Source organism: Fluviicola sp. (assembly GCF_029266855.1).
Taxonomy (GTDB): Bacteria; Bacteroidota; Bacteroidia; order Flavobacteriales_D; family Crocinitomicaceae; genus Fluviicola.
The window spans coordinates 1-21,759 of record NZ_JAQSWB010000014.1 but is presented as its reverse complement, the minus strand read 5'-3'; the positions used below and the strand labels follow the sequence as shown (position 1 = coordinate 21,759).

General features: G+C 41.8%; 11 protein-coding genes. 5 read left to right on the top strand and 6 right to left on the bottom strand.

Features of this window, described 5'->3' with window-relative positions:
• Positions 1-280: 280 nt before the first annotated feature.
• Both K0S23_RS18360 and K0S23_RS18355 read right to left on the bottom strand, forming a co-directional pair.
• Positions 281-6,655, bottom strand: a complete 6,375-nt coding sequence (locus K0S23_RS18360; protein WP_300360332.1) for an Ig-like domain-containing protein — start codon at positions 6,653-6,655, stop codon at positions 281-283.
• Positions 6,656-6,682: 27 nt separating this feature from the next.
• Complete coding sequence (locus K0S23_RS18355) at positions 6,683-7,036, bottom strand: hypothetical protein (RefSeq protein ID WP_300360331.1); 354 nt, start codon at positions 7,034-7,036, stop codon at positions 6,683-6,685.
• Between the two features lie 202 nt (positions 7,037-7,238).
• Here K0S23_RS18355 and lnt point away from each other — a divergent pair, with 202 nt between their 5' ends.
• Positions 7,239-8,837: an apolipoprotein N-acyltransferase gene (gene lnt, locus K0S23_RS18350; protein WP_300360330.1), complete on the top strand. Its 1,599-nt coding sequence runs from the start codon at positions 7,239-7,241 to the stop codon at positions 8,835-8,837.
• A 9-nt stretch (positions 8,838-8,846) separates the two neighbouring features.
• On the opposite strand, the gene K0S23_RS18345 is transcribed toward lnt, so the two are convergent.
• The gene (locus K0S23_RS18345) at positions 8,847-10,394 is read right to left on the bottom strand and encodes a hypothetical protein (protein WP_300360329.1); all 1,548 of its coding nucleotides are present in this window, start codon (positions 10,392-10,394) and stop codon (positions 8,847-8,849) included.
• A 371-nt stretch (positions 10,395-10,765) separates the two neighbouring features.
• On the bottom strand, positions 10,766-12,118 hold the full coding sequence (gene purB, locus K0S23_RS18340; protein WP_300360378.1) for an adenylosuccinate lyase: 1,353 nt from the start codon (positions 12,116-12,118) through the stop codon (positions 10,766-10,768).
• 127 nt (positions 12,119-12,245) lie between these two features.
• On the opposite strand from purB, the gene K0S23_RS18335 reads away from it, so the two are divergent.
• The 4 genes from K0S23_RS18335 to K0S23_RS18320 all read left to right on the top strand — a co-directional run bounded on the left by K0S23_RS18335 (position 12,246) and on the right by K0S23_RS18320 (position 18,718).
• Entirely contained in the window at positions 12,246-13,097 is an 852-nt protein-coding gene (locus K0S23_RS18335) for an EI24 domain-containing protein (protein WP_300360328.1), read from the top strand.
• 151 nt (positions 13,098-13,248) lie between these two features.
• Positions 13,249-14,610 carry a hypothetical protein gene (locus K0S23_RS18330; protein ID WP_300360326.1) on the top strand — a complete coding sequence of 454 codons (1,362 nt, stop codon included), beginning with the start codon at positions 13,249-13,251 and terminating at the stop codon, positions 14,608-14,610.
• A gap of 68 nt (positions 14,611-14,678) precedes the next feature.
• Positions 14,679-16,676 (top strand): mucoidy inhibitor MuiA family protein, encoded by a 1,998-nt coding sequence (locus tag K0S23_RS18325; RefSeq protein ID WP_300360324.1) that lies wholly within the window; start codon positions 14,679-14,681, stop codon positions 16,674-16,676.
• Between the two features lie 59 nt (positions 16,677-16,735).
• Complete coding sequence (locus K0S23_RS18320) at positions 16,736-18,718, top strand: mucoidy inhibitor MuiA family protein (protein WP_300360323.1); 1,983 nt, start codon at positions 16,736-16,738, stop codon at positions 18,716-18,718.
• A 389-nt stretch (positions 18,719-19,107) separates the two neighbouring features.
• Here K0S23_RS18320 and aroA read toward each other — a convergent pair whose 3' ends face one another.
• Together aroA and K0S23_RS18310 are read right to left on the bottom strand one after the other, a co-directional pair.
• Positions 19,108-20,346, bottom strand: a complete 1,239-nt coding sequence (gene aroA / locus K0S23_RS18315; RefSeq protein ID WP_300360321.1) for a 3-phosphoshikimate 1-carboxyvinyltransferase — start codon at positions 20,344-20,346, stop codon at positions 19,108-19,110.
• A gap of 2 nt (positions 20,347-20,348) precedes the next feature.
• The gene (locus K0S23_RS18310; RefSeq protein ID WP_300360319.1) at positions 20,349-21,425 is read right to left on the bottom strand and encodes a chorismate mutase; all 1,077 of its coding nucleotides are present in this window, start codon (positions 21,423-21,425) and stop codon (positions 20,349-20,351) included.
• Positions 21,426-21,759: the final 334 nt, after the last annotated feature.

Genomic DNA, 21,759 nt, shown 5'->3' with positions numbered 1-21,759 from the left:
AGGACAGCGCTAGTCCGCCAAGGTGGAAGGTTTCGTCTCATTCGATCCGAAGCGATCATTTGTTTGATCTGCTTTGGTCAAGACAGAATAATAGTCAAACCACTTTACTGCTTTCATATTCCATATTTAAAGCATATTCATCGCATGAATAAAGCATAAATGAAGCATAGATATAGTTACGTTTGTATATATTTTTAACATCCAAAAATATATTTAACTGCTAAAAACCAGCTGACAACTATTGTGTGATGCTAACCATTACTTGATCAACAATTCGCAATTACTTCAAAAGATTCACATGCCCTATATATTCATGGTGCTTGTCTTTGTTTCGTTCCTTGACAATTATTTTCCAGGTATATACACCTTCCTTGCATAACTGCCCCACATAGGTTCCATCCCATCCGAAGTCTACATTGTGGGATTCGAATAATACTTCTCCCCAACGGTCAAAGATCATTAAGGTATAATTCTGTCCATCAAAGCCGGAACTAAATACCGGTAAAAACACATTGTTGAATTCATCGCCATCAGGTGTAAATGCATTCGGTACATAGAAAATCAATTCGTCAATTACAGAAACTACTGCCACTGCACTGTCGATACAACCTGCCGCATTCGAGGCATATAGAATAACATGATACACTCCCGGTTTATCGTCGTAAGTATGCGTCGGGTTTGTTTGGGTAGATGTAGTTCCATCACCAAACTCCCAACTATAGGAAGTTGCGTTTGTTGAAGTATTGCTGAAATTAAATACGGGATACAATACAGATTGCTCATAAACATTTACACCGAAAGATGCATCCACTTCCGGGTAGATGGTAATCAGGTCGCTATCGCTTAATGAATTCGAACATCCGTTTCCGTCGGTAATCGTCAACGTAACATCGAATGTCCCGGCTGTATTGAATTGCTGCGAAATAGTTCCACATCCAACTTCAGTTCCTCCGTCTTCAAAAGTCCAGACACAGTTCACCGAATTCGGGCTTGTATTCGTAAAAGAAATTGAAACCGGTGCACAACCATCAATTGCACTGCTGTTAAAAGAAACCAAAGGCAGTGGATGAATAGTAACTGAAACGATATCTGTTGCTTCACAACCCGAGGCATTTGTTACCGTCACCGTATAAGATGTCGTTCCTGCAATTCCTGTATTCACAGTTGGACTCGAAATGCTTGCATCGCTTAAACCGGTAGTCGGATTCCAGGAATACGAATTCCCTGTTACTGATGCAGAACCGATCTGATTCCCTGTCAGTGAGTTGATACATAAACTGATATCGGCCCCGGCATTTGCAGTTGGGTTATTGCTAACTCCAATCGTAAAAGTAACACTTGAGCCCGTGCATCCGTTCAATGTTGGAATAACTGTTATCGTTCCGCTAATAGGAGTTGTCCCCGGATTTACTCCTGTAAAAGTCGGAATATCACCATTTCCACTTGCTCCGAGCCCAATGGCAGTATTTGTATTTGTCCAGCTGTAAGTTGATCCGGCAGGATTAGAGCTAAACAATGGAATCGTCACATTATATCCCGGACACACACTTGTATTGGCAACCGGACTCATTACCGGATTCGGATTTACGGTTATCGTAATGGATCCGCTGAGTGTATTACCACATGATGCCGGAGCAGCCGATTGAGCAGAAACAAGGGTGTAAGTTGTTGAAGTATTTAAAACTCCGGTATTAACTGTTGCAGTTCCAGCCGCATTTAAAACCACATTCGAATTCGTTGTTCCATTTGAGTAGATCACTGTTGCATTTGGCGTTCCCGAAATAGTGAAATTTGCACTTGAACCGGCACATATTGTTGACGCACCTGAAATCGTTGCAGTTGGTAATGCGTTTACAGTAACTGATGCAGTTTGAGAACAGCCGTTGCTATTTGTATAGCTTATAATTGCTGTTCCTGCCGAAACGCCGTTAACCAAACCGGTGTTTGAAATGGTAGCAACAGCAGTATTGGATGAAGTCCATGGAGTTGTTGCACTGGTAGTTGCAGAACCGCTTAATTGAGTCGTTGATCCTGCACACAAACTTAAAGTGCCCGTAATTGTCGGAAGCGGATTAATCGTAACAAGCGCTGTACTCTGACAAGCCGATGAATTGGTAAATGTAATCGTTGTTGTTCCGGCAGAAATACCTGTTACTAATCCGGTATTTGAAACTGTAGCAACCGCCGTGTTTGAGGATGACCAGGGGTTCGTTGCATTCGGAGTTCCGGTTGCAGACAACTGTGTTGTTGCGCCGATACAAACATTCATTGTCCCGGTAAGTGCAGGATTTCCAACCACATTCAGCGTAAGTGTATTTGAACATCCATTGGAATTGGTATAAGTAATGGTTGTTGAACCGACAGATACTCCGGTGAGTAAACCTGTGTTTGAAATGGTAGCAACAGCAGTATTGGATGAAGTCCATGGAGTTGTTGCATTTGCAGTTCCGGACCACGTTAATTGTGTGGTACCTCCGATACATACATCCGAACCTGTTACTGTAGGCAATGGATTTACGCTTACTACTTCATTATCCAAACATCCGCTCGAATTCGTATAAGTAATTGTTGTAGTGCCTGCCGTTAGTGAGGTAACCAACCCGGTATTTGAAACTGTAGCAACTGCCGTATTTGAAGAAACCCATGGATTCGTTGTATTGGCAGTTCCGGTTCCACTTAATTGGGTGGTAGCACCAACACAAACAGATAAATTTCCTGAAATTGTAGCTCCGGAAGTAATTGTAACAACCTGTGTCACAAAACATCCTGCTGAATTAGTGTAAGTAATCGTACTTGTTCCTGGGGCTACTCCTGTCACCAATCCTGTTGTGGAAATTGTTGCCACAGCTGTATTGGATGATGTCCAGGGACTTACCGCAGCAGGAGTTCCACTTCCGCTAAGTTGTGTCGTTGATCCGGCGCAAGCTGTAAATATTCCCGTAATTGCCGGTGTCGGATTAACCGTGACGGTTGCACTTCCTGTTTGATTCTGAGAACAAGTCGTCGAGCTCAAAATACTTACTAAATTATAGGTGAAAACTCCGGTGGTTCCGGTCGGAGCGGCAACCGTAGCTGTTGAACCGGCCCCGCTGCTTACTGTTTGATTAGCTCCGCCATTAATATTATAAGTAAATGTATAAGGAGCTGTTCCGCTTGCTCCTGTGAATGTAATACTTGGCGCAGCTCCGTTCTGACAAACTGTCGCCGTACCGGAAATCGTTGCTGTTGGAAGCGGATTTACCGTTACAATGGTTGAACCGGTTTGGTTCTGAGAACAGCCCATTGTGCTGGTCACGCTTACCAAATTATAGGTAAAGGTTCCCGAAGTGGTTGTTGGTGCGGTAACAGTTGCACTTGTCCCGGCTCCGCTGCTTACCGTTTGATTAGCTCCGCCATTAATATTATAAGTGAAAGTATATGGTGCTGTTCCGTTTGCTCCTGTGAATGTAATTGTCGGTGCGGCAGCGTTCTGACAAACAGTTGTCCCTCCCGACACAGTTGCCGTTGGAAGTGGATTTACCGTTACAATCGCTGAACCTGTTTGATTTTGAGAACAAGCAGTACTGCTTGCCACACTGATCAGGTTGTAAGTAAATGTTCCGGAAGTTGCTGTTGGTGCGGTAACAGTTGCTGTTGTTCCTGCCCCGCTGCTTACCGTTTGATTTGCTCCGCCGTTGATATTGTAAGTAAAGGTGTATGGTGCCGAGCCGTTTGCTCCTGTAAATGTAATTGTTGGTGAAGCCGCATTCTGACAAACGGTTGTTGTTCCCGAAATAGTTGCAGTTGGCAAGGGGTTCACTGTAATAATGGTTGAACCGGTTTGATTTTGAGAACATCCCATAACACTGGTCACACTCACTAAGTTATAAGTAAAGGTTCCCGAAGCTGCAGTTGGTGCCGTAACAGTTGCCGTTGTTCCGGCCCCGCTGCTTATCGTTTGATTTGCTCCGCCATTGATGTTATAAGTAAATGTATAAGGGGCTGTGCCGTTTGCTCCTGTGAATGTAATCGTTGGTGAAGCAGCATTCTGACAAATAGCTGTGGTTCCTGAAATAGTTGCTGTAGGAAGTGGATTTACCGTTACAATAGCTGAACCTGTTTGATTCTGAGAACAGCCCATTACGCTTGTTACGCTTACCAAATTGTAAGTAAATGTTCCGGAAGTTCCGGTTGGTGCGGTGACAGTTGCTGTTGTTCCTGCCCCGCTGCTTACGGTTTGATTTGCTCCGCCATTGATGTTGTAAGTAAAGGTATATGGTGCTGTGCCATTTGCGCCAGTAAAGGTAATTATTGGTGCAGCGGCATTCTGACAAACGGTTGTTGCACCAGAAATTGTTGCTGTCGGTAAGGGATTTACAGTAATAGTAACCTGGTCTGCAGAAGTACAACCTCCCGTTCCGCTTGTTCCGGTTAAAGTATAGCTGGTTGTTGCAGCCGGTATAACTGTTGGAGAAAGCGTGGTTGAATTGGTCATATTTGTCGTTGGCATCCACGCAAAAGTAGCTCCCGGACTAAACGAATTAAAAGTAATCGACCAATCCAGTATTGTACCCTGATCCCCTGCAAAATTATCCGAAACCACCAGGTTCCAGGTTCCATTCACACTACAGGCGTTCAATGCCGTAAAAGCTTGTTCAGGTGTAAAACTGCCATTAAATGGTGCAGCTCCCGCTAAAATAGACGTTCCTGTCGGAGTGAAACAGGTGTTCGTATAGTTATCGCCATCCAATCCATTACCGGTAGATAAATTCAACAAGGTGCCGTTCGGACATTGCAGGTAGATCTGAAGATCTTCATCCCAGGTATGTGTTAAGTTCATACATACCGAAACAATTGGCAACACGCCAGGTGTTTGGGGATTCACTCCGGAAACCGTGATGGGGGAAGAGACCTGGGAAACTCCATCCGGAACTACAAAATCTGTTGTATTTGTGAAAGTCATTGGAGTTGTACTCGATACCGGGGTCACGGTGCTTGTTAAATTCACACTGCCTCCGGGACAAATTGACTGGTTAGCTGTAATTACATTGGTATTCGGAGTCGTATTAACTATAACACTTACCGGTTCAACTTCATAACAACCATTTGCATTTAGGATTTGAATATAATAGGTTCCGCTTACCGCAACAGCATTCGGAGATGCGATCGGAATGGTACACACAGCATCGGAAAAATACCCTAGAGTTCCCGAACCCGAATTAATGGTAACCACACTCGCACTTGTCAGATCAATCGTTGCTGGCGAACAGACAGCCGGTGGGTTGGTAACCGTTATTTGTGGTGTAGGTAAAACGGTTACTGAGGAAGTTAAAGTAGAATTACAACCGGTTATCGAGGTCATCGTACATTGATAATTGAATGTCCCTGTTGCAGTTGGTGTAATGGATAAGGTGTTTGTTGTTCCAAGTACCGTTCCGGGTGCAGAGGTTTCTACCCATGAATATGTTGCAGCACCGGTTGGAGCTGTTAATGTGGATGTTTGGAACTGGCAGATATTCGGCGGAGCTACAATATTCATTGGTGCACATGTAGCATCCAGGTAGGCATATGCGTAATGCGCTCCTATAGAACAATCCCCGACAGTAAATCGCATGGTAACGCAGGAACCAATGTAAGGTGTTAAATCCAGCATTACAGCCGTCCAGTCTTTCCAGTAAGTTCCTGTAGTTCCGATTTGGGTGAACCCGGGAATTCCCGGACCTCCGGTAACCAATAAGTTCCCGCAGGCAATTGGAACACCGGCACAATTTAAAGCATCAATTTTGAAATAAGGTTGTTCCTGATCCGTATGGGCCGTTGATCCGGAAGCACCCCCATCTTGAATAACTAATGCGTAATAGTATGTAAAAAGGGCATTGGAAGCCGTTACCTGGAACTTCTGTTCAATACTCGCTCCTCCATAAGCCCCGTTTGGTCCGTCGCCCACCATCAGAGAGTTGGTGTTTCCCGGTATCAGGGGACAAACTGTTTGAATGGGTGCCTGCAAATCAGATCCGGGAGTTGTAACCGTATGATGTCCCCCGCTGGTGTTATAAAACAGAGGTGTATAGGTTGGAGTAGGTTGCGGTGATATGCCCGTTTGCATGGAATGCCCCCAGGAACCAAGCCAACCTGAAGTTGATCCGGCATCAAACCCAATATTTGTGCAAGCTGGTTGCGTAGGATTGGCCGGATGTACCGGAACGGTATTTGAAATATTGATAGTATAATTAAATCCCGGAGGACCCGATACGCCATCATTATCAACTACAAAATAATAGCATTCACCTGATAATGGGGTAAAAGGAATTCCATAACTACCTGAAATATCTCCAAAAACTTGTGTTTGTCCCAGCAAAGTTCCTGTCCCGTCCAAAACCGTGATCGAAGGCATTACAGGATTTGCTAATCCGCCGGGTGTAAAGGCAATATTTACCCAAATAGTCGCACTTGAAGTTGCACAGTAATAATAATACCAATCGGGACCATCATCAAACGTAGTCCCAACAGCATCATAATTGTTTGCTGCAGTGCTAGTTGATCCCGCTGCGTTAAAAGGCAAGGTGATCGGAGATGCGGTGGCACCGGCTTGGGTATCTGAACCCTGTGAGAAGCCTGAAAAACTTAAAAGGATAAATAGAGGTAGTAAATAACCTCGAAAAGTAGTTGTTTTCATACTGGAGAGAGTAGTAAGTAATAAGATTTATCTGGTTTTGGGATTCCTGTTGATGTATAGCATTTCCATACGCTGAATGAACGGATAAATCATTTCATTCGTGGTGGATTCTTTGAACTGTATCGAAATATCCAATCCATTCACATCAACCTGTGTGATCGCATTCATGGATTCGAGATAATTCTCCAGTTCAGCTAAAATAGTAGTTCCCAGAGAGGAGGTTAAATGATAAACAACCGTGGAAGATCCTACGCCTGTAATATGTTGATTTGAATAAACACCATCTTCGTGTCTTTCAAGCTGTTGGCTAAAACTATTGAACGCGGAAAATAGAGAGAGCGTAGTAGTAATGCACAAACAGTTAATGAAATTCTTGTTCATTAAAAGTGTATTTTAGTTCTGCACAAATGTGACGAAAAAAAGCGGTGCAAGTTGTCTGTTTTTGAAATTAATTCCTTTTTTTAACAGTTTATTTTAAATTTTATGTGTGATAATTCACATTTAAATCGCCCTATTCGTCTCTGTTTTCAAGGTATTCGTCGAAATAGAATGACATTCATCAAACAAATTGTAATTTCGTAATATGATAGAAAAAATCATTCAAAAAAGACTAAATCGTTGGTTATTAAGTATCTTATCTGGGATTCTTTTAACTGTTTCATTTCCGGAAACAGGAGGCTTAACTCCACTTACTTTCATTGCGTGGATTCCATTATTGCTGGTCGAGTCCTATTTTCACACGCAACGCAAGGCATTCAGCCTTTTTCTTCACGCCTATTTAAGCTTTTTCCTCTATAACGTCGGTACAACCTGGTGGATCTATTATGCCAGTGAAGGCGGTGCGTACATGGCTTTCTTTGCGAATAGTTTATTAATGGCCCTTGCGTTTTTATTCTATCATTTATTAAAACGGAAATTGGGTTCCAAATGGAACGGTCCGATCCTTATCTGCGTTTGGCTAAGCTTCGAATTTTTTCATTTTCACTGGGAATTATCATGGCCATGGCTAACATTGGGAAATGTTTTTGCCCCAAGAGCAAGCTGGATTCAATGGTATTCCATTACAGGAGTTTTGGGTGGCTCGCTGTGGATCCTGATTATGAACTTACTCATTTACAAACTGATCATACAACCGAAAAAGTGGTTTAAAGGCAGTTACTTTGTCTTAACACTCATTATCCTGGTCTTACCGATAAGTTTCTCACTTATTCTCTATTTTTCAAAAGACACGAAAGGAATCCCTTATAATGTTGCGATCCTTCAGCCGAACATCGATCCTTACGATCAAAAGTTTGTTTTAAGCAACGAAGAACAGCTGCAAATTTTGCTGGAGCAGGCAGACAAGGCCGTTTGCAAAGAAACCCAATTAGTCGTTTCCCCGGAAACTTCCTTATACCCGATCGGATACATCTACGAAGACGGGTTGAGAAAAGAAACTTTTTTCCATGTGATCAATGAACACCGTGCGCGCTGGTCAAATGCCGGACTACTGATCGGGGCGTCAACTTTTCAACTCTTTGACACAAAAAATTCTGCCGCGAGCCATTATGAGCCTCAATTCAATTCGTACCTGGAAAAATATAATTCTTCTATTTTATTCGACAATACTCCTGAACCGAAGATCATTCACAAATCGAAACTGGTATTGGGGGTAGAGAAAATTCCTTTTGTAAGCATGTTCCCGGTTTTAGAAGACTTCGCAGTACAAATGGAAGGTGGATCCGGAAGTTTGGGGATTGAAGATGAACCGAAGGTATTTGAAAAGAACCGCGTAAAATTCTCTCCCGTTGTGTGTTATGAATCCATTTATGGTGGATTTATGGCAAAGCAGGCAAAAAACGGGTCTCAGTTCATTGCAATTATTACAAACGACGGCTGGTGGAGAGATACTCCCGGTTACAAACAACATTTTCAGTTTGCGCGCTTGAGAGCAATTGAGAATAATAAGTATGTGATCCGTTCTGCAAATACCGGTAAATCGGGAATTATCTCCAACCGCGGAGATGTTCTGAAAGAAACAAAATGGTGGGTAAAAACAGAATTCAATTATACGATCCAACTCAATTCCAAACGGACGCTTTACCAGATCCTGGGAGATTTCATCGGTTATTTTGCACTTGTAGGATTGGGAATGCTCTTCATTTTAAGAATTCTCCGGATTTTTCAAAAAAGCAAAAAATAAGTAGTTCTTCTATTCGAAAGACAAGAAACCATACTTATCCCGTTTGTTGGAAGCTGCAAAAATTACCCGTTTCGTTTTGTAATTGACACAGGAAAGCTTCAGGCAAACGAATGCCTCAATTGCATCAAAAGATGAAAATAAACTGCGTTGTGTTTCACCGCTTTCCAAATTAACAGAAGCCCTTGCCAAACAATAGTCCTTGTATCTCAATGAATTCGAAAATGGGATCCGCGTCCCTTTATATGTTCCGATCGGATCATAATTCTGAATATTATCGTTGAAGAATAAGATCAGATTACCGTTGCTGATATAACTTATCAAAGAAGAATATTGACCGAAATCGTTTACCGACTCCTGCTTTTTGGGAATTTTCCGGAACCAGTTAAGTTCTCCGGCACTGGATATCGAATAAACAATGCAATCATTGTAATTATAATAATTGGTCACCTGGCTCATACCCCTTGAATCAGTTGAATTCACTTCATAGATGTAGTATTGTTCTGCCAACACATTTATCGATCCGTCGGGGAGTAAAAGAATATTCCGGAATGCATAATTCAGCAATTCTCCGTTGATATTTTGATAACTGTACACATCATCCGATTGAGGATTTTCCTGCTCCAGGATTTCCAAAGGGAACTCCATGAATTTCGGCGATTCAATCTTATTGGCGGTTAAGGAAAACTTCGAATAAAAGATCCCTTTGGCACCATCGGAGTCCTCATCTCCCCAGGTTCCTGTAATAACCGCTGTCGAATCATTCGAAGTAATTACAAAGTTGTACACTTTTCGCTGCTCAATATCCAATTCGTACATTCTCAACGAATCTTCAGCACTCATGTGAATCAAAACAGATTTATCCACCAAACCGAAATCTTTCCACAAATTGTAATATGCTTTTGAAAAAACCGACACTCCCAAAAAGTAATCGCCTTTATCTGTTAAATGCCTGGCTTCAACAACCGAAAGTTTGGAATCATAGGGTATTTCATATTCACCTTCACGCACAGAAACCATTTTTTCATTCAGGATATTGTAACCGAAGCGATCATATGTTTCTCTTTTTGCCGGAATCAAATAATCAACTACCAGGAAATTGTTTTCAGGTGAAACTTTCGTTGTTACTAAAACATTCCGGCTCCACCCTTTCGGAATCACATAGGAAGCAACAACTATTGGCGGACCCAAAGGATCCACATCATCGTCGTATTCCTGCATGTACAAGGTAACGGAAGCGCCTACTTTATCAGAGAAAAGACCGAACAAGCGATTAGAAAACAAAAACATGTCTTCCAGGGTCACCATCTTTTGTTCAATTCTGGGTTCGATTCGTTTTGCCAGGATCTCTTTTCCGTACTCAAAACGGGAAATTTTAGCTGAGGGCATCAGGGAAGCATTCCCGTAGTGAAAGGTGAAAAAGACGCCATTATCTTTTGGCAGAATGGCAAGTGTATTCGGCCTCGAAACATTTTCAGGTCCCCAATCTATTTGCGGAGGTACCTGTCCCCAAAAGAAATTGCTGATTAACAGAAAAGAAATGAGTTGAATAAATCGCAAGGCTTTTTTTCTGTAATATACTAAAAACCTGAATCCGATTGCTGATTTTGACTCAATTTCACTTTTACACGAATTTTAGAGGCCATTTTCCAAGTTATAACCTCCTATTTCATAAGTAAAACACTTATCTGTTCACCGTAAATCCCGAAGTATAGGGAAAAGTTGCGCTGATTTTAAGGCGAGACTGGTAAGGAAGTTATGTACTTAAGTCAGGTGACTTATATCAGATTACAGTATGCTCGAATTTGTTTTAAAAGTTTCTAAAGTTGCAAGTTCGTCCGCCGCGGCGGACAAACAGCCCTTTAGCTGACTGGGATTCAGAAGAGAAAATAGCCTAAATTCCCAAACAAGTCAATAGTTTAAAAAAATCCTTACACCAACTTCACTCCGGTATAATTTGAAGGGGTAATTTTCTTTAGCCGGTCTTTCATAGAATCTTCCACTGCCAGGGTATCGATAAAATCATGAACCGTTTGCTGAGTCACTTTTTCATTCTTACGAGTTAATCCTTTCAATGCCTCATATGGTTTCGGGAAACCGATGCTTCTTAGAATTGTTTGAATTGCTTCTGCTACAACAGCCCAGTTATCTTCCAAATCCTGCTGAATTGCCTGTTCGTTCAAAAGGAGTTTATTCAGACCGGCAATCGTTGCTTTAAATGAAATCAACGAGTGAGCCAAAGGCATTCCAATCGCCCTCAACACTGTTGAATCCGTTAAATCCCGCTGTAGTCTTGACACGGGCAGTTTCGCTGCAAGGTGTTCATACAAAGCGTTTGCAATTCCGATGTTCCCCTCCGAATTTTCGAAATCTATCGGGTTTACTTTATGTGGCATTGCCGAGGAACCAATTTCGCCTTCTTTCAATTTTTGTTTGAAGTATTCCATGGAAATGTAAGTCCACATATCTCGGTCCAAATCCAAAATGATGGTGTTGATTCTTTTCAGGCAATCGAATAAGTTCGCCAACTGATCGTAATTCTCGATCTGTGTGGTCAACTGGCTTCTTGTCAGTCCCAATTGTTCATTCACGAATTTATTGGAGAAAGCCACCCAGTCTGTTTCCGGGAAAGCCACCTGATGTGCATTGAAGTTTCCTGTTGCACCGCCGAATTTGGCTGCATATGGAATTGTTTTCAAAATTTCCAGCTGAGTTTCCAAACGATACACAAAAACACCTACTTCTTTCCCCAAAATTGTAGGAGATGCAGGTTGTCCGTGCGTTCTTGCCAATAGAGCAATTCCGGACCAATCTTTTGTATACTTTTTTAATACCCCGATCAATTCATTCAATACCGGAATGTAAACCTCTTTCACGGCTTCTTTTAAACTCAATGGAATAGAAGTGTTATTGATATCCTGAGATGTCAATCCGAAATGAATGAACTCGAGATAATTCTCCAATCCAAGGTTTTGCATTTTATCTTTCAGGAAATACTCAACGGCTTTCACATCGTGATTCGTTGTTTTCTCAATATCCTTTATTGCCAAAGCATCTGCTTCCGAAAATGCAGTGACGATCTCCCGTAATTTCGGGAAAACAGAAGTCGAAACTTCTTTTAAAGGGCCAATTCCCGCTTCAACCAATGCAATGAAGTATTCAACCTCTACATGAACCCTGTATTTGATCAATCCGAATTCGGAAAAATAAGGAGCCAATTCGTTAACTTTTGAACGGTAACGTCCGTCTACCGGACTAATTGCTGTTAACGAGGTGAGAGACATTGAATTACTCATATTTTCATTTTTTGGAAGGTGCAAAGATAGGTGTTAATTACGAATTACGAATGCCGAATTACGAATTGGATTGTGATCCTTTTAAAATCAATTCGGAATTATAGTAAATTTGAATATGCGATTCATCAAGAACCTTCTTATTGGTTATAAAGCTTATATCAAAGCATTTCGCCTGATCATCGATTACAAATTATATTTCTATATTATTTTCCCTGCAATTCTGATGTTGGGAATTTACCGGCTCGGTTTTATGATCCACCTGCACGAACCCAAAGCTTCAGCTGCAAGTATGAACGGGATCATTTGGTATCTGATCAAATTAATGTTCGAGATATTGATCGCTACAACTTTAATGCGTTTTGCAAAATACCTGGTGGTTATTCTCCTGGCGCCCTTATTTTCAAAAATTTCTCAAAAAGTAGAGTTTGTTTTAACCGGAAACCGTTACCGCTTCAATTTCACTCAATTAGTCAATGATATTAAACGGGGTCTCAAAATCGGGGTTCGAAACATCATGTGGGAAGTCTTCTTTTTCACGATCATTTTCCTCATTGGAATCATTGGCTGGGGAGATTTCAGCATCAGCCCGGTAAGACATGTATTGTTCTTCATCAGTTTCTATTATTATGGCTTTTCATTCATGGATTACATTCACGAACGTCTTCAGATGAATGTCAGCGAAAGTACGAGGCTGGCTCGCGAGAATCGTGGGATTGCATTGTCGATCGGATCAGTTTATTCCATTCTCATCTGGAATTTCATTGATTTGAAAACACTTTTTGACTGGTCGGGTTTTGGTGCTGACCCGGGGCAGTTCATGCTAACTTTTTTCACGAATCTGGGTCTTTGGATTTGCGCTTCTTTTGCACCTATTTGGGCGATTGTAGCTGCAACGATTGCCATGCACGATCTTTTGGATCTGAAGGGACGTGCAAAAAACGAGTTTTCGGAAAACACCATGAAATGAATTCAAAAATCAAAATGCTAAATGCGAAACTTAAAGCACTGCCAAATAATAAATTCAGTTCTCAGCTGAAATCCTCTTTATTCTGCATTTTGAATTCTGCATTTTGAATTTTTTATATTACTTTGTCATTCGAATTATACAATATCTACATATGAAAATCCTATTTGGAACTTTGTTATTACTACTTTTCACAGCGAAATCATTTGCATTTACCTCTGTCCCAAAGGATAGCATAACAGGAATCATTGACAAGTCCGCTGCTTTGATCAAAATTGATCAGGGGAAACAACTGGTTGGGGAAAACAAAATCCGGGAAGCTTTATTGGTATTTCGCGAAGCTGCGATAAAAGATCCCAATTCATGGAAAGCCTCTTTCTGGATCTCTTTCTGCCACTACCGTTTGAAAAACTTCGGATACGCGAAACAATACGGTTTGGATGCAATTGCAAAAGGTCCGGATGATGTAGATGCAGAAGTTTACGATATTTTAGGTGTTGCATGCCACAATATGAATGAGCTGGATTCTGCCGAACATTATTTTCAACTGGCATTAACTCACCTTTCAAAGGCACGTGCAAAGGAATTAAATACTGAAAACAAACTGGCTTCCGTTCAATTTGCCAAACAATCTGCAGGAACTCCAAATCTTAAAATGCCATTAATGGGCGATGTTAATTCCGGATATAATGACTATGCTCCGGTTTTCACCGCAGACGGAAAACGCATCTATTTCACTTCCAGAAGAGCGAATACTACAGGAGGAATGATGAATCCGGATGACCAGGAATATTTTGAAGACGTATACACAGGGATTTGGAACGAAAAAATGCTGAAATACGATAGCGTGAATAATAAAGTAGATCGTATTAACGGTCCAGGTTTCGAATCTATGTCATGGCTTTCAAAAGATGGTCTGCATTCCATAGTAACAATTAACAACACTGCAACAGCAGCAAAAAAAACAACCGGTTCGTCAGACATTGCCGAAGTTGAATTCACCAAAAAAGGAAAGTGGAATGTTCCGAAAGTAATCCCGAACAAATCCATTAATACCAGCTTCTTTGAAGGCTCGGCTACATTAACTGCCGATGGAAATACGATGTACTTTGTTTCAGACAGAAAGGGCGATAAGCGCTCAACGGATATTTATGTTGTTCAGCGCAACGGAAAATCGTGGGGAGAAGCAAAAATTTTGAGCGACAGCGTAAACACACTGATGCGTGAAACCACACCTTACATTTCTCCTGACGGAAGATTCCTTTTCTTTAGCTCTGAAGGCCATATCGGAATGGGTGGATTGGATGTCTTTGTTTCCGAAAACACGGGTACAGGCTGGACAAAAGCTAAAAATTTAGGCGCTGCTGTGAATTCGGTAAATGATGATACTCACTTTGTCATCTACAAAGAACTGGGTAAAGCTTATTTGAGCGGATTGACAGTAAACGAAAAGAAAAGCAGCATTGATATTTTTCAAATTGATTTAAACAAATTAGTTCTACCGGTAAAACTTTAATCGCCAATTGAACGAATTGAATACTTAAACGTACCTGCTTGGGTACGTTTTTTTTATTACATATAACTATGAACAAAACACTATTAATACTGCTTCTGCTACCCTTCTTCGGATGGAACCAGGAAACAAAGGCTGAAGCCTCCATCCAGAAAGTAACTGTTTTTAAGGAAGGAGCCCAGGTGGAACATTCCAAAGAATTGAATCTGAGCGTAGGGAAACAAGTTGTGGTCTTTCAAAAAATGACCGATTTCCTCGACCCAAGTTCCATCCAGTTAAAATGTTCCGAGTCAGCAACGATCTTAAGCGTGCGGACCAGGAAAAATTTCGACGACAAGTCCATCGCTGAGACCGAACTGAAAGAGAAAAACGAGCGCAAAAAAGTGTTGGAAAAACAGGAACGCGTTTTGCGCGACGAATACAAAGTACTGCTTTTGGACGAACAGCTATTATTGAAAAACAATAGTTTGAGCAGCCAGCAGCAAGCCATGAAAATTGCAGAGCTGAAAGAAGCTTCAACCTTCTTCCATTCCAAGCTATCGGAAATCAATACCCGTAAATCCCAATTGGATTCAGAGATCGAAGCAGTTGTAAGAAAGATCAACACCATTGAACAGGAAATCAATACGCGCAAAGGCTTGCCGGTTGTGAACTACACCGAAATCGAAGTAGAATTGAATGTTGAAAAAGCCGGAAACGTAGATTTCAGCTTCACTTACATCACCCACAAAGCATCCTGGAAACCGTATTACGATATGCGAAGCAATGGTGTGGGCGCGCCCGTTTTACTGGAAGCAAAAGGCCTTGTAACACAAAGCACCGGAATCGACTGGAAGAATGTGAAACTGATCCTTTCAACCAACGATCCTTATGACAACACACTGGAACCAACCATCGATCCGTGGTACGTGAATTACTATTCCCTGGCTCCAAGAAAACAAGTGATCGGTCGTTCCATTCCTGAATACAATTACGATGGGGAAACCATTCACGGAGAAATTACCGACGCCACTTCTGGCGAACCATTGGCATTTGCCAAAATTACCATGAACAACAACCCGCTGAACACTTTTACAACAGATGCCACAGGACATTTTTCATTCGCAGTACCGAGAGGTGAACGCGGTTACAGTATCTCTTATTTAGGCTATCATACGCAATACGTGGACATCACAGCTCCATACATCAAAACACAGCTTTACCCGGAAACGATTGCCATGGAAACATTGAATATAGGAGGCAATAACTTCGGACGATTCGAAAATGGAATCGGGGCGGATAAAGACTTGAACGATTATAAAAGTATAGAAGAAGTGACAGTGAGTGATGGATATTCTAGAAAATCACGAAGCGATGCATATACGAGTACCACCAAACTAAGCAAAAAAGAACTTGAGCGCATGCCAAACCCAGAAGGAAAGACGAAAATGATTGTTGCCATTGCAACCCAGGTAGAAAAAGACCTGCGTATGGAATTCCAGATTGAAACACCTTTTTCCGTTCCTTCGGATGATGCAGATCACCGCGTTGCAATTGCTACTTACCAAATGAAAGCAGATTACGAATACCATGCAGTTCCGAAACTCGATGAGTCGGTTTATTTGGTTGCACAGATCTCAGGCTGGGAAAAACTGAACCTGCTGAACGGAGAATCCAATCTGTATTTTGACGGAACCTACATTGGGAAAAGCTTCATTGATGTAAACTCTTCGAAAGATACTTTAAGCTTCTCCTTAGGAAAGGATAAGAAAATTGTTGTTCAGAGAAAACGCAGTGAGGAAATGAGTAAAACACGTTTACTTGGAAACCGCTATAAATATGAAGTAACCTGGGATTTTACCATCCGGAACAACGGCGGTGCAGCAATTCCGATCATCATCAAAGACCACTTCCCTATCTCAATCAATGACGACATCAAGGTGAAACAAGGATCTTACGCAGGAGCAAGCCTGGATGAAAAAACAGGAATCCTGACATGGAAATTCATCACCAACAAAGGAGAAACAAAACAATTCAAATTTGATTACCAGGTAGACTACAGCAAGAACCAACCGGTTCATTTGGAGTGATATTTATGAAATAACACGAAATATTACATCATTAGTATTGAACAACAGATTTTAAGCATATGAAAAAAATAATCTTAATCCTTTTTCTTCTGCCATTTTTCGGATGGAGTCAGAAGGAAACCAAAGCAGAAGCTTCGATTCAAAAAGTAACTGTTTTTAAGGAAGGAGCCCAGGTGGAACATTCCAAAGAATTGAACCTGAGCGCAGGGAAACAAGTCGTGGTCTTTCAAAAAATGACTGATTTCCTCGACCCGAGTTCCATCCAGTTAAAATGCTCCGAATCAGCAACGATCTTAAGTGTGCGGACCAGGAAGAACTTCGACGACAAGTCCATCGCTGAGACCGAACTGAAAGAGAAAAACGAGCGCAAAAAGGTATTGGAAAAACAGGAGCGTGTTTTGCGCGACGAATACAAAGTACTGCTTTTGGACGAACAGCTATTATTGAAAAACAATAGTTTGAGCAGCCAGCAACAGGCCATGAAAATTGCAGAACTGAAAGAAGCTTCTACCTTCTTCCATTCCAAGCTATCCGAAATCAATACCCGCAAATCGCAACTGGACTCAGAGATCGAAGCTGTTGTGAGAAAGATCAATACGATCGAGCAGGAAATCAATACCCGCAAAGGTTTGCCGGTTGTGAACTACACCGAAATCGAAGTGGAATTGAATGTAGAAAAAGCCGGAAATGTAGATTTCAGCTTTACTTACATCACCCACAAAGCATCCTGGAAACCGTATTACGATATGCGAAGCAATGGTGTGGGCGCGCCCGTTTTACTGGAAGCAAAAGGTCTTGTGACGCAAAGCACCGGAATCGACTGGAAGAATGTGAAACTGATCCTTTCAACCAACGATCCTTATGACAACACCCTGGAGCCGACAATCGATCCGTGGTATGTGAATTACTATTCCCCGGCTCCGAGAAAACAAGTGATCGGTCGTTCCATCCCGGAATACAATTACGACGGGGAAACCATTCACGGAGAAATTACCGACGCCACTTCTGGTGAACCATTGGCTTTTGCCAAAATCACCATGAACAACAACCCCTTAAACACCTTCACAACAGACGCAACCGGACACTTTTCATTCGCAGTACCGCGAGGCGAAAGCAGTTATACCATTTCTTATCTGGGCTACCACACACAATACGTGGACATTACAGCTCCATACATCAAAACACAGCTTTACCCGGAAACGATTGCGATGGAAGAACTGAAAAGCACTACCCAGAGCATTGCATACGACTATGTAAGCCCCAGTTATGCTCCTATGAGTGCTGAATTAAATGAAGTAGAATTAGTTGCGGGTGTTTCTGCAGAACGAAAATTACGTTCAAAAGGGAAAAGAGATGAGTCCAGACAGATGGAAGATGGAATTATCAGTCAAACCGGAGCATACAATGTTTCCATTGCCAACCAGGTAGAAAAAGACCTGCGTATGGAATTTCAGATCGAAACACCTTTTTCAGTTCCTTCGGATGATGCAGATCACCGCGTTGCAATTGCAACGTACCAAATGAAAGCAGATTACGAATACCATGCAGTTCCGAAACTCGATGAGTCGGTTTATTTGGTAGCACAGATCTCAGGCTGGGAAAAACTGAACCTGCTGAACGGAGAATCCAATCTGTATTTTGACGGAACCTACATTGGGAAAAGCTTCATTGATGTGAACTCTTCGAAAGATACTTTAAGCTTCTCTTTGGGCAAAGACAAGAAAATTGTAATTCAAAGAAAACGCAGTGAGGAAATGAGTAAAACACGTTTACTTGGAAACCGCTATAAATATGAAGTAACCTGGGATTTCACTATCCGGAACAACGGCGGTGCAGCAATTCCGATCATCATTAAAGACCACTTCCCTATCTCAATCAACGACGATATCAAAGTAAAACAAGGATCTTATGATGGAGCAATCCTGGATGAAAAAACAGGGATCCTGACATGGAAATTCATCACCAACAAAGGAGAAACAAAACAATTCAAATTTGATTACCAGGTAGACTACGGCAAGAACCAGCCGGTTTATTTGGAGTAAGCGATCTGCCGCGGCTGATCGTTAATTATTCGCTTTCGCAGATAGGCATAAAATTCAAAAGCATCAGCCGCGGCTGATGCTTTTACCTGATTATGAAGAAAAATTACTATTGCTCCACCAACCGTACCTAACCAACTTCTATTATAGAAATCAAAAAACCTTGCAGCGTTTTGAATCGTATAGTCAAACACAGCAAATGTGGCAATAATTAAATATTGCTGTAACGTGAAATAATACTCCTTGGAAACTTAGTAGTAAGTCGTAGATTGTAATATTAGTGTTTCAGCCCTACGAAGTTAAAAAAGGAACGTTTATATTTCTATGTTGGTCTACTAAATAAATGGAATATATGATAAGTGGTTAATTTTCAGTCTAAACGGCAAATTTATTCAGGACAATTTGAAATGATCCCAAAAATCAGGATAGCTTTTGGAAACAGAATCCGCATTCAATAAAATTGTTTCACCATCGGCAATACTTGCAGCAATCGCCAGGCACATTGCAATCCGGTGATCGTGATGCGAAAACACTTCAGCTCCATAGAGTTTCCCAGTTCCATAAACTGACATTAGATCATCTTCCAGGTCAATTCTCAAACCCATCTTTCCAAACTCGGTCTGAAGAGCAAATCCCCTGTTACTTTCCTTATGTACGAGCCTTCCGGCGCCCTTCAGCAGGGACACACCATTACATTTGGCAGCTAAAACCACCAATGCAGGAAACAAATCCGGGCAATCCGTTGCATCAAATTCAAAAGGATGAATCCCGGAACCATCAACCCCGATAGCCTGACTTTCAAACAGTACCTTGCAACCGGCATTCATTAAAGCATTCAATAAGGCTTTATCAGCCTGTAAGCTCTGCATACTCAATCCAGATACAGAAACCGGGTGACCCAAAGCCGCAGCAACCAACCAGTAAGCAGCAGAGCTCCAATCCGATTCGACAGCATATTCAGTTGCTTTGTAAGACTGGTTTCCCGAGATTTTAAAGATCTTGTTTTCGTTTTCAATTGCTATTCCGAAATGCTTCAGGGTTCTTAATGTCATTTGAATATACGGTCCCGATTTCATATCTACAACCGTCAGTGAACTTGATTTCCCGCTTCGCGGAAGTGCCATTAACAGACCCGAAATAAACTGAGAACTAAGCGAACCGTCCACTTCAATGTTATTTCCTTCAAGCGGGCCATGAACTTCAATCGGTAAAAACCCTTTGTTCGTTGAAACCCTGCATCCGAATTTCGGTAAAACCTCATCGAAAAAATTCATTGGTCTTGAGAGCAAACTTCCTTTTCCCGTAAGAAAAACCTTTTGATCGAAACTTGCAGCAACACATGTAAGCAGGCGTAAACCCAGGCCCGATTCACCTGCTGATACGGAGGTGTTTTCCGGGAGACTTTTAATACCTGTAATTTCGACTTCGGAAACGGAAATACGATTGACCTTTGCTCCCAAATCGACAATCGCTTTAAGCATTGCCTGTTCATCATCACTTTTCCCAATACCGGTTAAAACAGATACTCCATCTGCCAAAGCCGCACAAAGAACCGCGCGCTGCGAATCACTTTTCGAGGCGGGAACGTGGATAGTTCCTGAAATCAACCCTGGTCGGATTACCTGCTTCATATCTACTCCTTATCTTCCGGATTATTCATTACCCGCACCTGGTGCCGGATTGATTCCTGATGAATTGCATCCATAACCTGGCGAACAAAACGATCGCTGAGCTTGTATTCATCTGCCCTGTTCAGCCTTGCCGAAATGATCTTCTTCCAATGTTCGGGTTGCAGGATGGTGATATTGTGCTCCTTTTTGAAAAGTCCAAGGTCTTCGCTTAACTGCATGCGGGCTGTAAGGATCTCAAACAAGCGATCATCCAAGTCTCCAATTTTCTCACGAATAACGGAAATGTGTTCGCTATCCAGTTTTTCAGAATTCTGAGATCTTAAAACCAGGGAATTCAATAAAATCCCTAAATCTTGCGGTGTCAATTGCTGTGCAACATCAGACCACGCTGCGTCCGGATTTCTATGCGTTTCAATGATTAAACCGTCAAAATTCAAATCCATAGCTTTTTGGGAAACTTCCAATAACAAATTCCGGTTTCCCGTAATATGGCTCGGATCATTAATAATCGGCAGATCGGGAAGCCGTTCATGCAGTGCAATTGGAATTTCCCAGTTCGGTACATTCCTGTATTTTGCATGTTTATAAACAGAAAAACCCCGATGAATTGCACCCAATTCCGTTATTCCTGCTTTTTCCAGGCGCTCAAAGGCACCAATCCATAATTCCAGATCCGGATTAACCGGGTTCTTCACCAAAACGGGAATTTTAACTCCTTTCAATGCATCCGCAATTTCCTGAACTGCGAAGGGATTTACAGTTGTCCGTGCACCGATCCACAGCACATCTACTCCAGCTTTCAAAGCCTGCTCCACATGCTTCGTGTTGGCAACCTCCGTTGTAGTTGGGACTCCCAACTCTTTACCGGCATTTACCAACCAGCTCAAACCCACTTCCCCTACTCCTTCAAACGAATCAGGCCGGGTACGCGGTTTCCAAATACCAGCCCGCAACATATCGATATTGCAAAACTTCTTGATCTGCAGTGCTGTTTCCATCACCTGTTCTTCCGTTTCGGCACTGCAGGGTCCTGCTATCAGAATGGGTCTTTTTCCTCCTTTTTGAATGATGCTACTCATGATAGAACCAAATTACGAACTAATTACTAATTACCACTGCCGTCCCGATAATTATCGGATACGAATTACGAATGAGATATTAGGATGCCAGGTCCCGATAGCCATCGGGATTAAAACAAAAGACTGTAGACCCGACTAAAGGAAATGGGCACAGCCAGAGCCTCGCGCCAGTGGTGAGTAAAAGATGATGTGGTTAAATATATTTACCAGGTGTTAAATTCATATACAAACGTAACTATATCTATGCTATATCTATGCTATATCTATGCTATATCTATGCTATATCTATGCTATATCTATGCTATATCTATGCTATATCTATGCTATATCTATG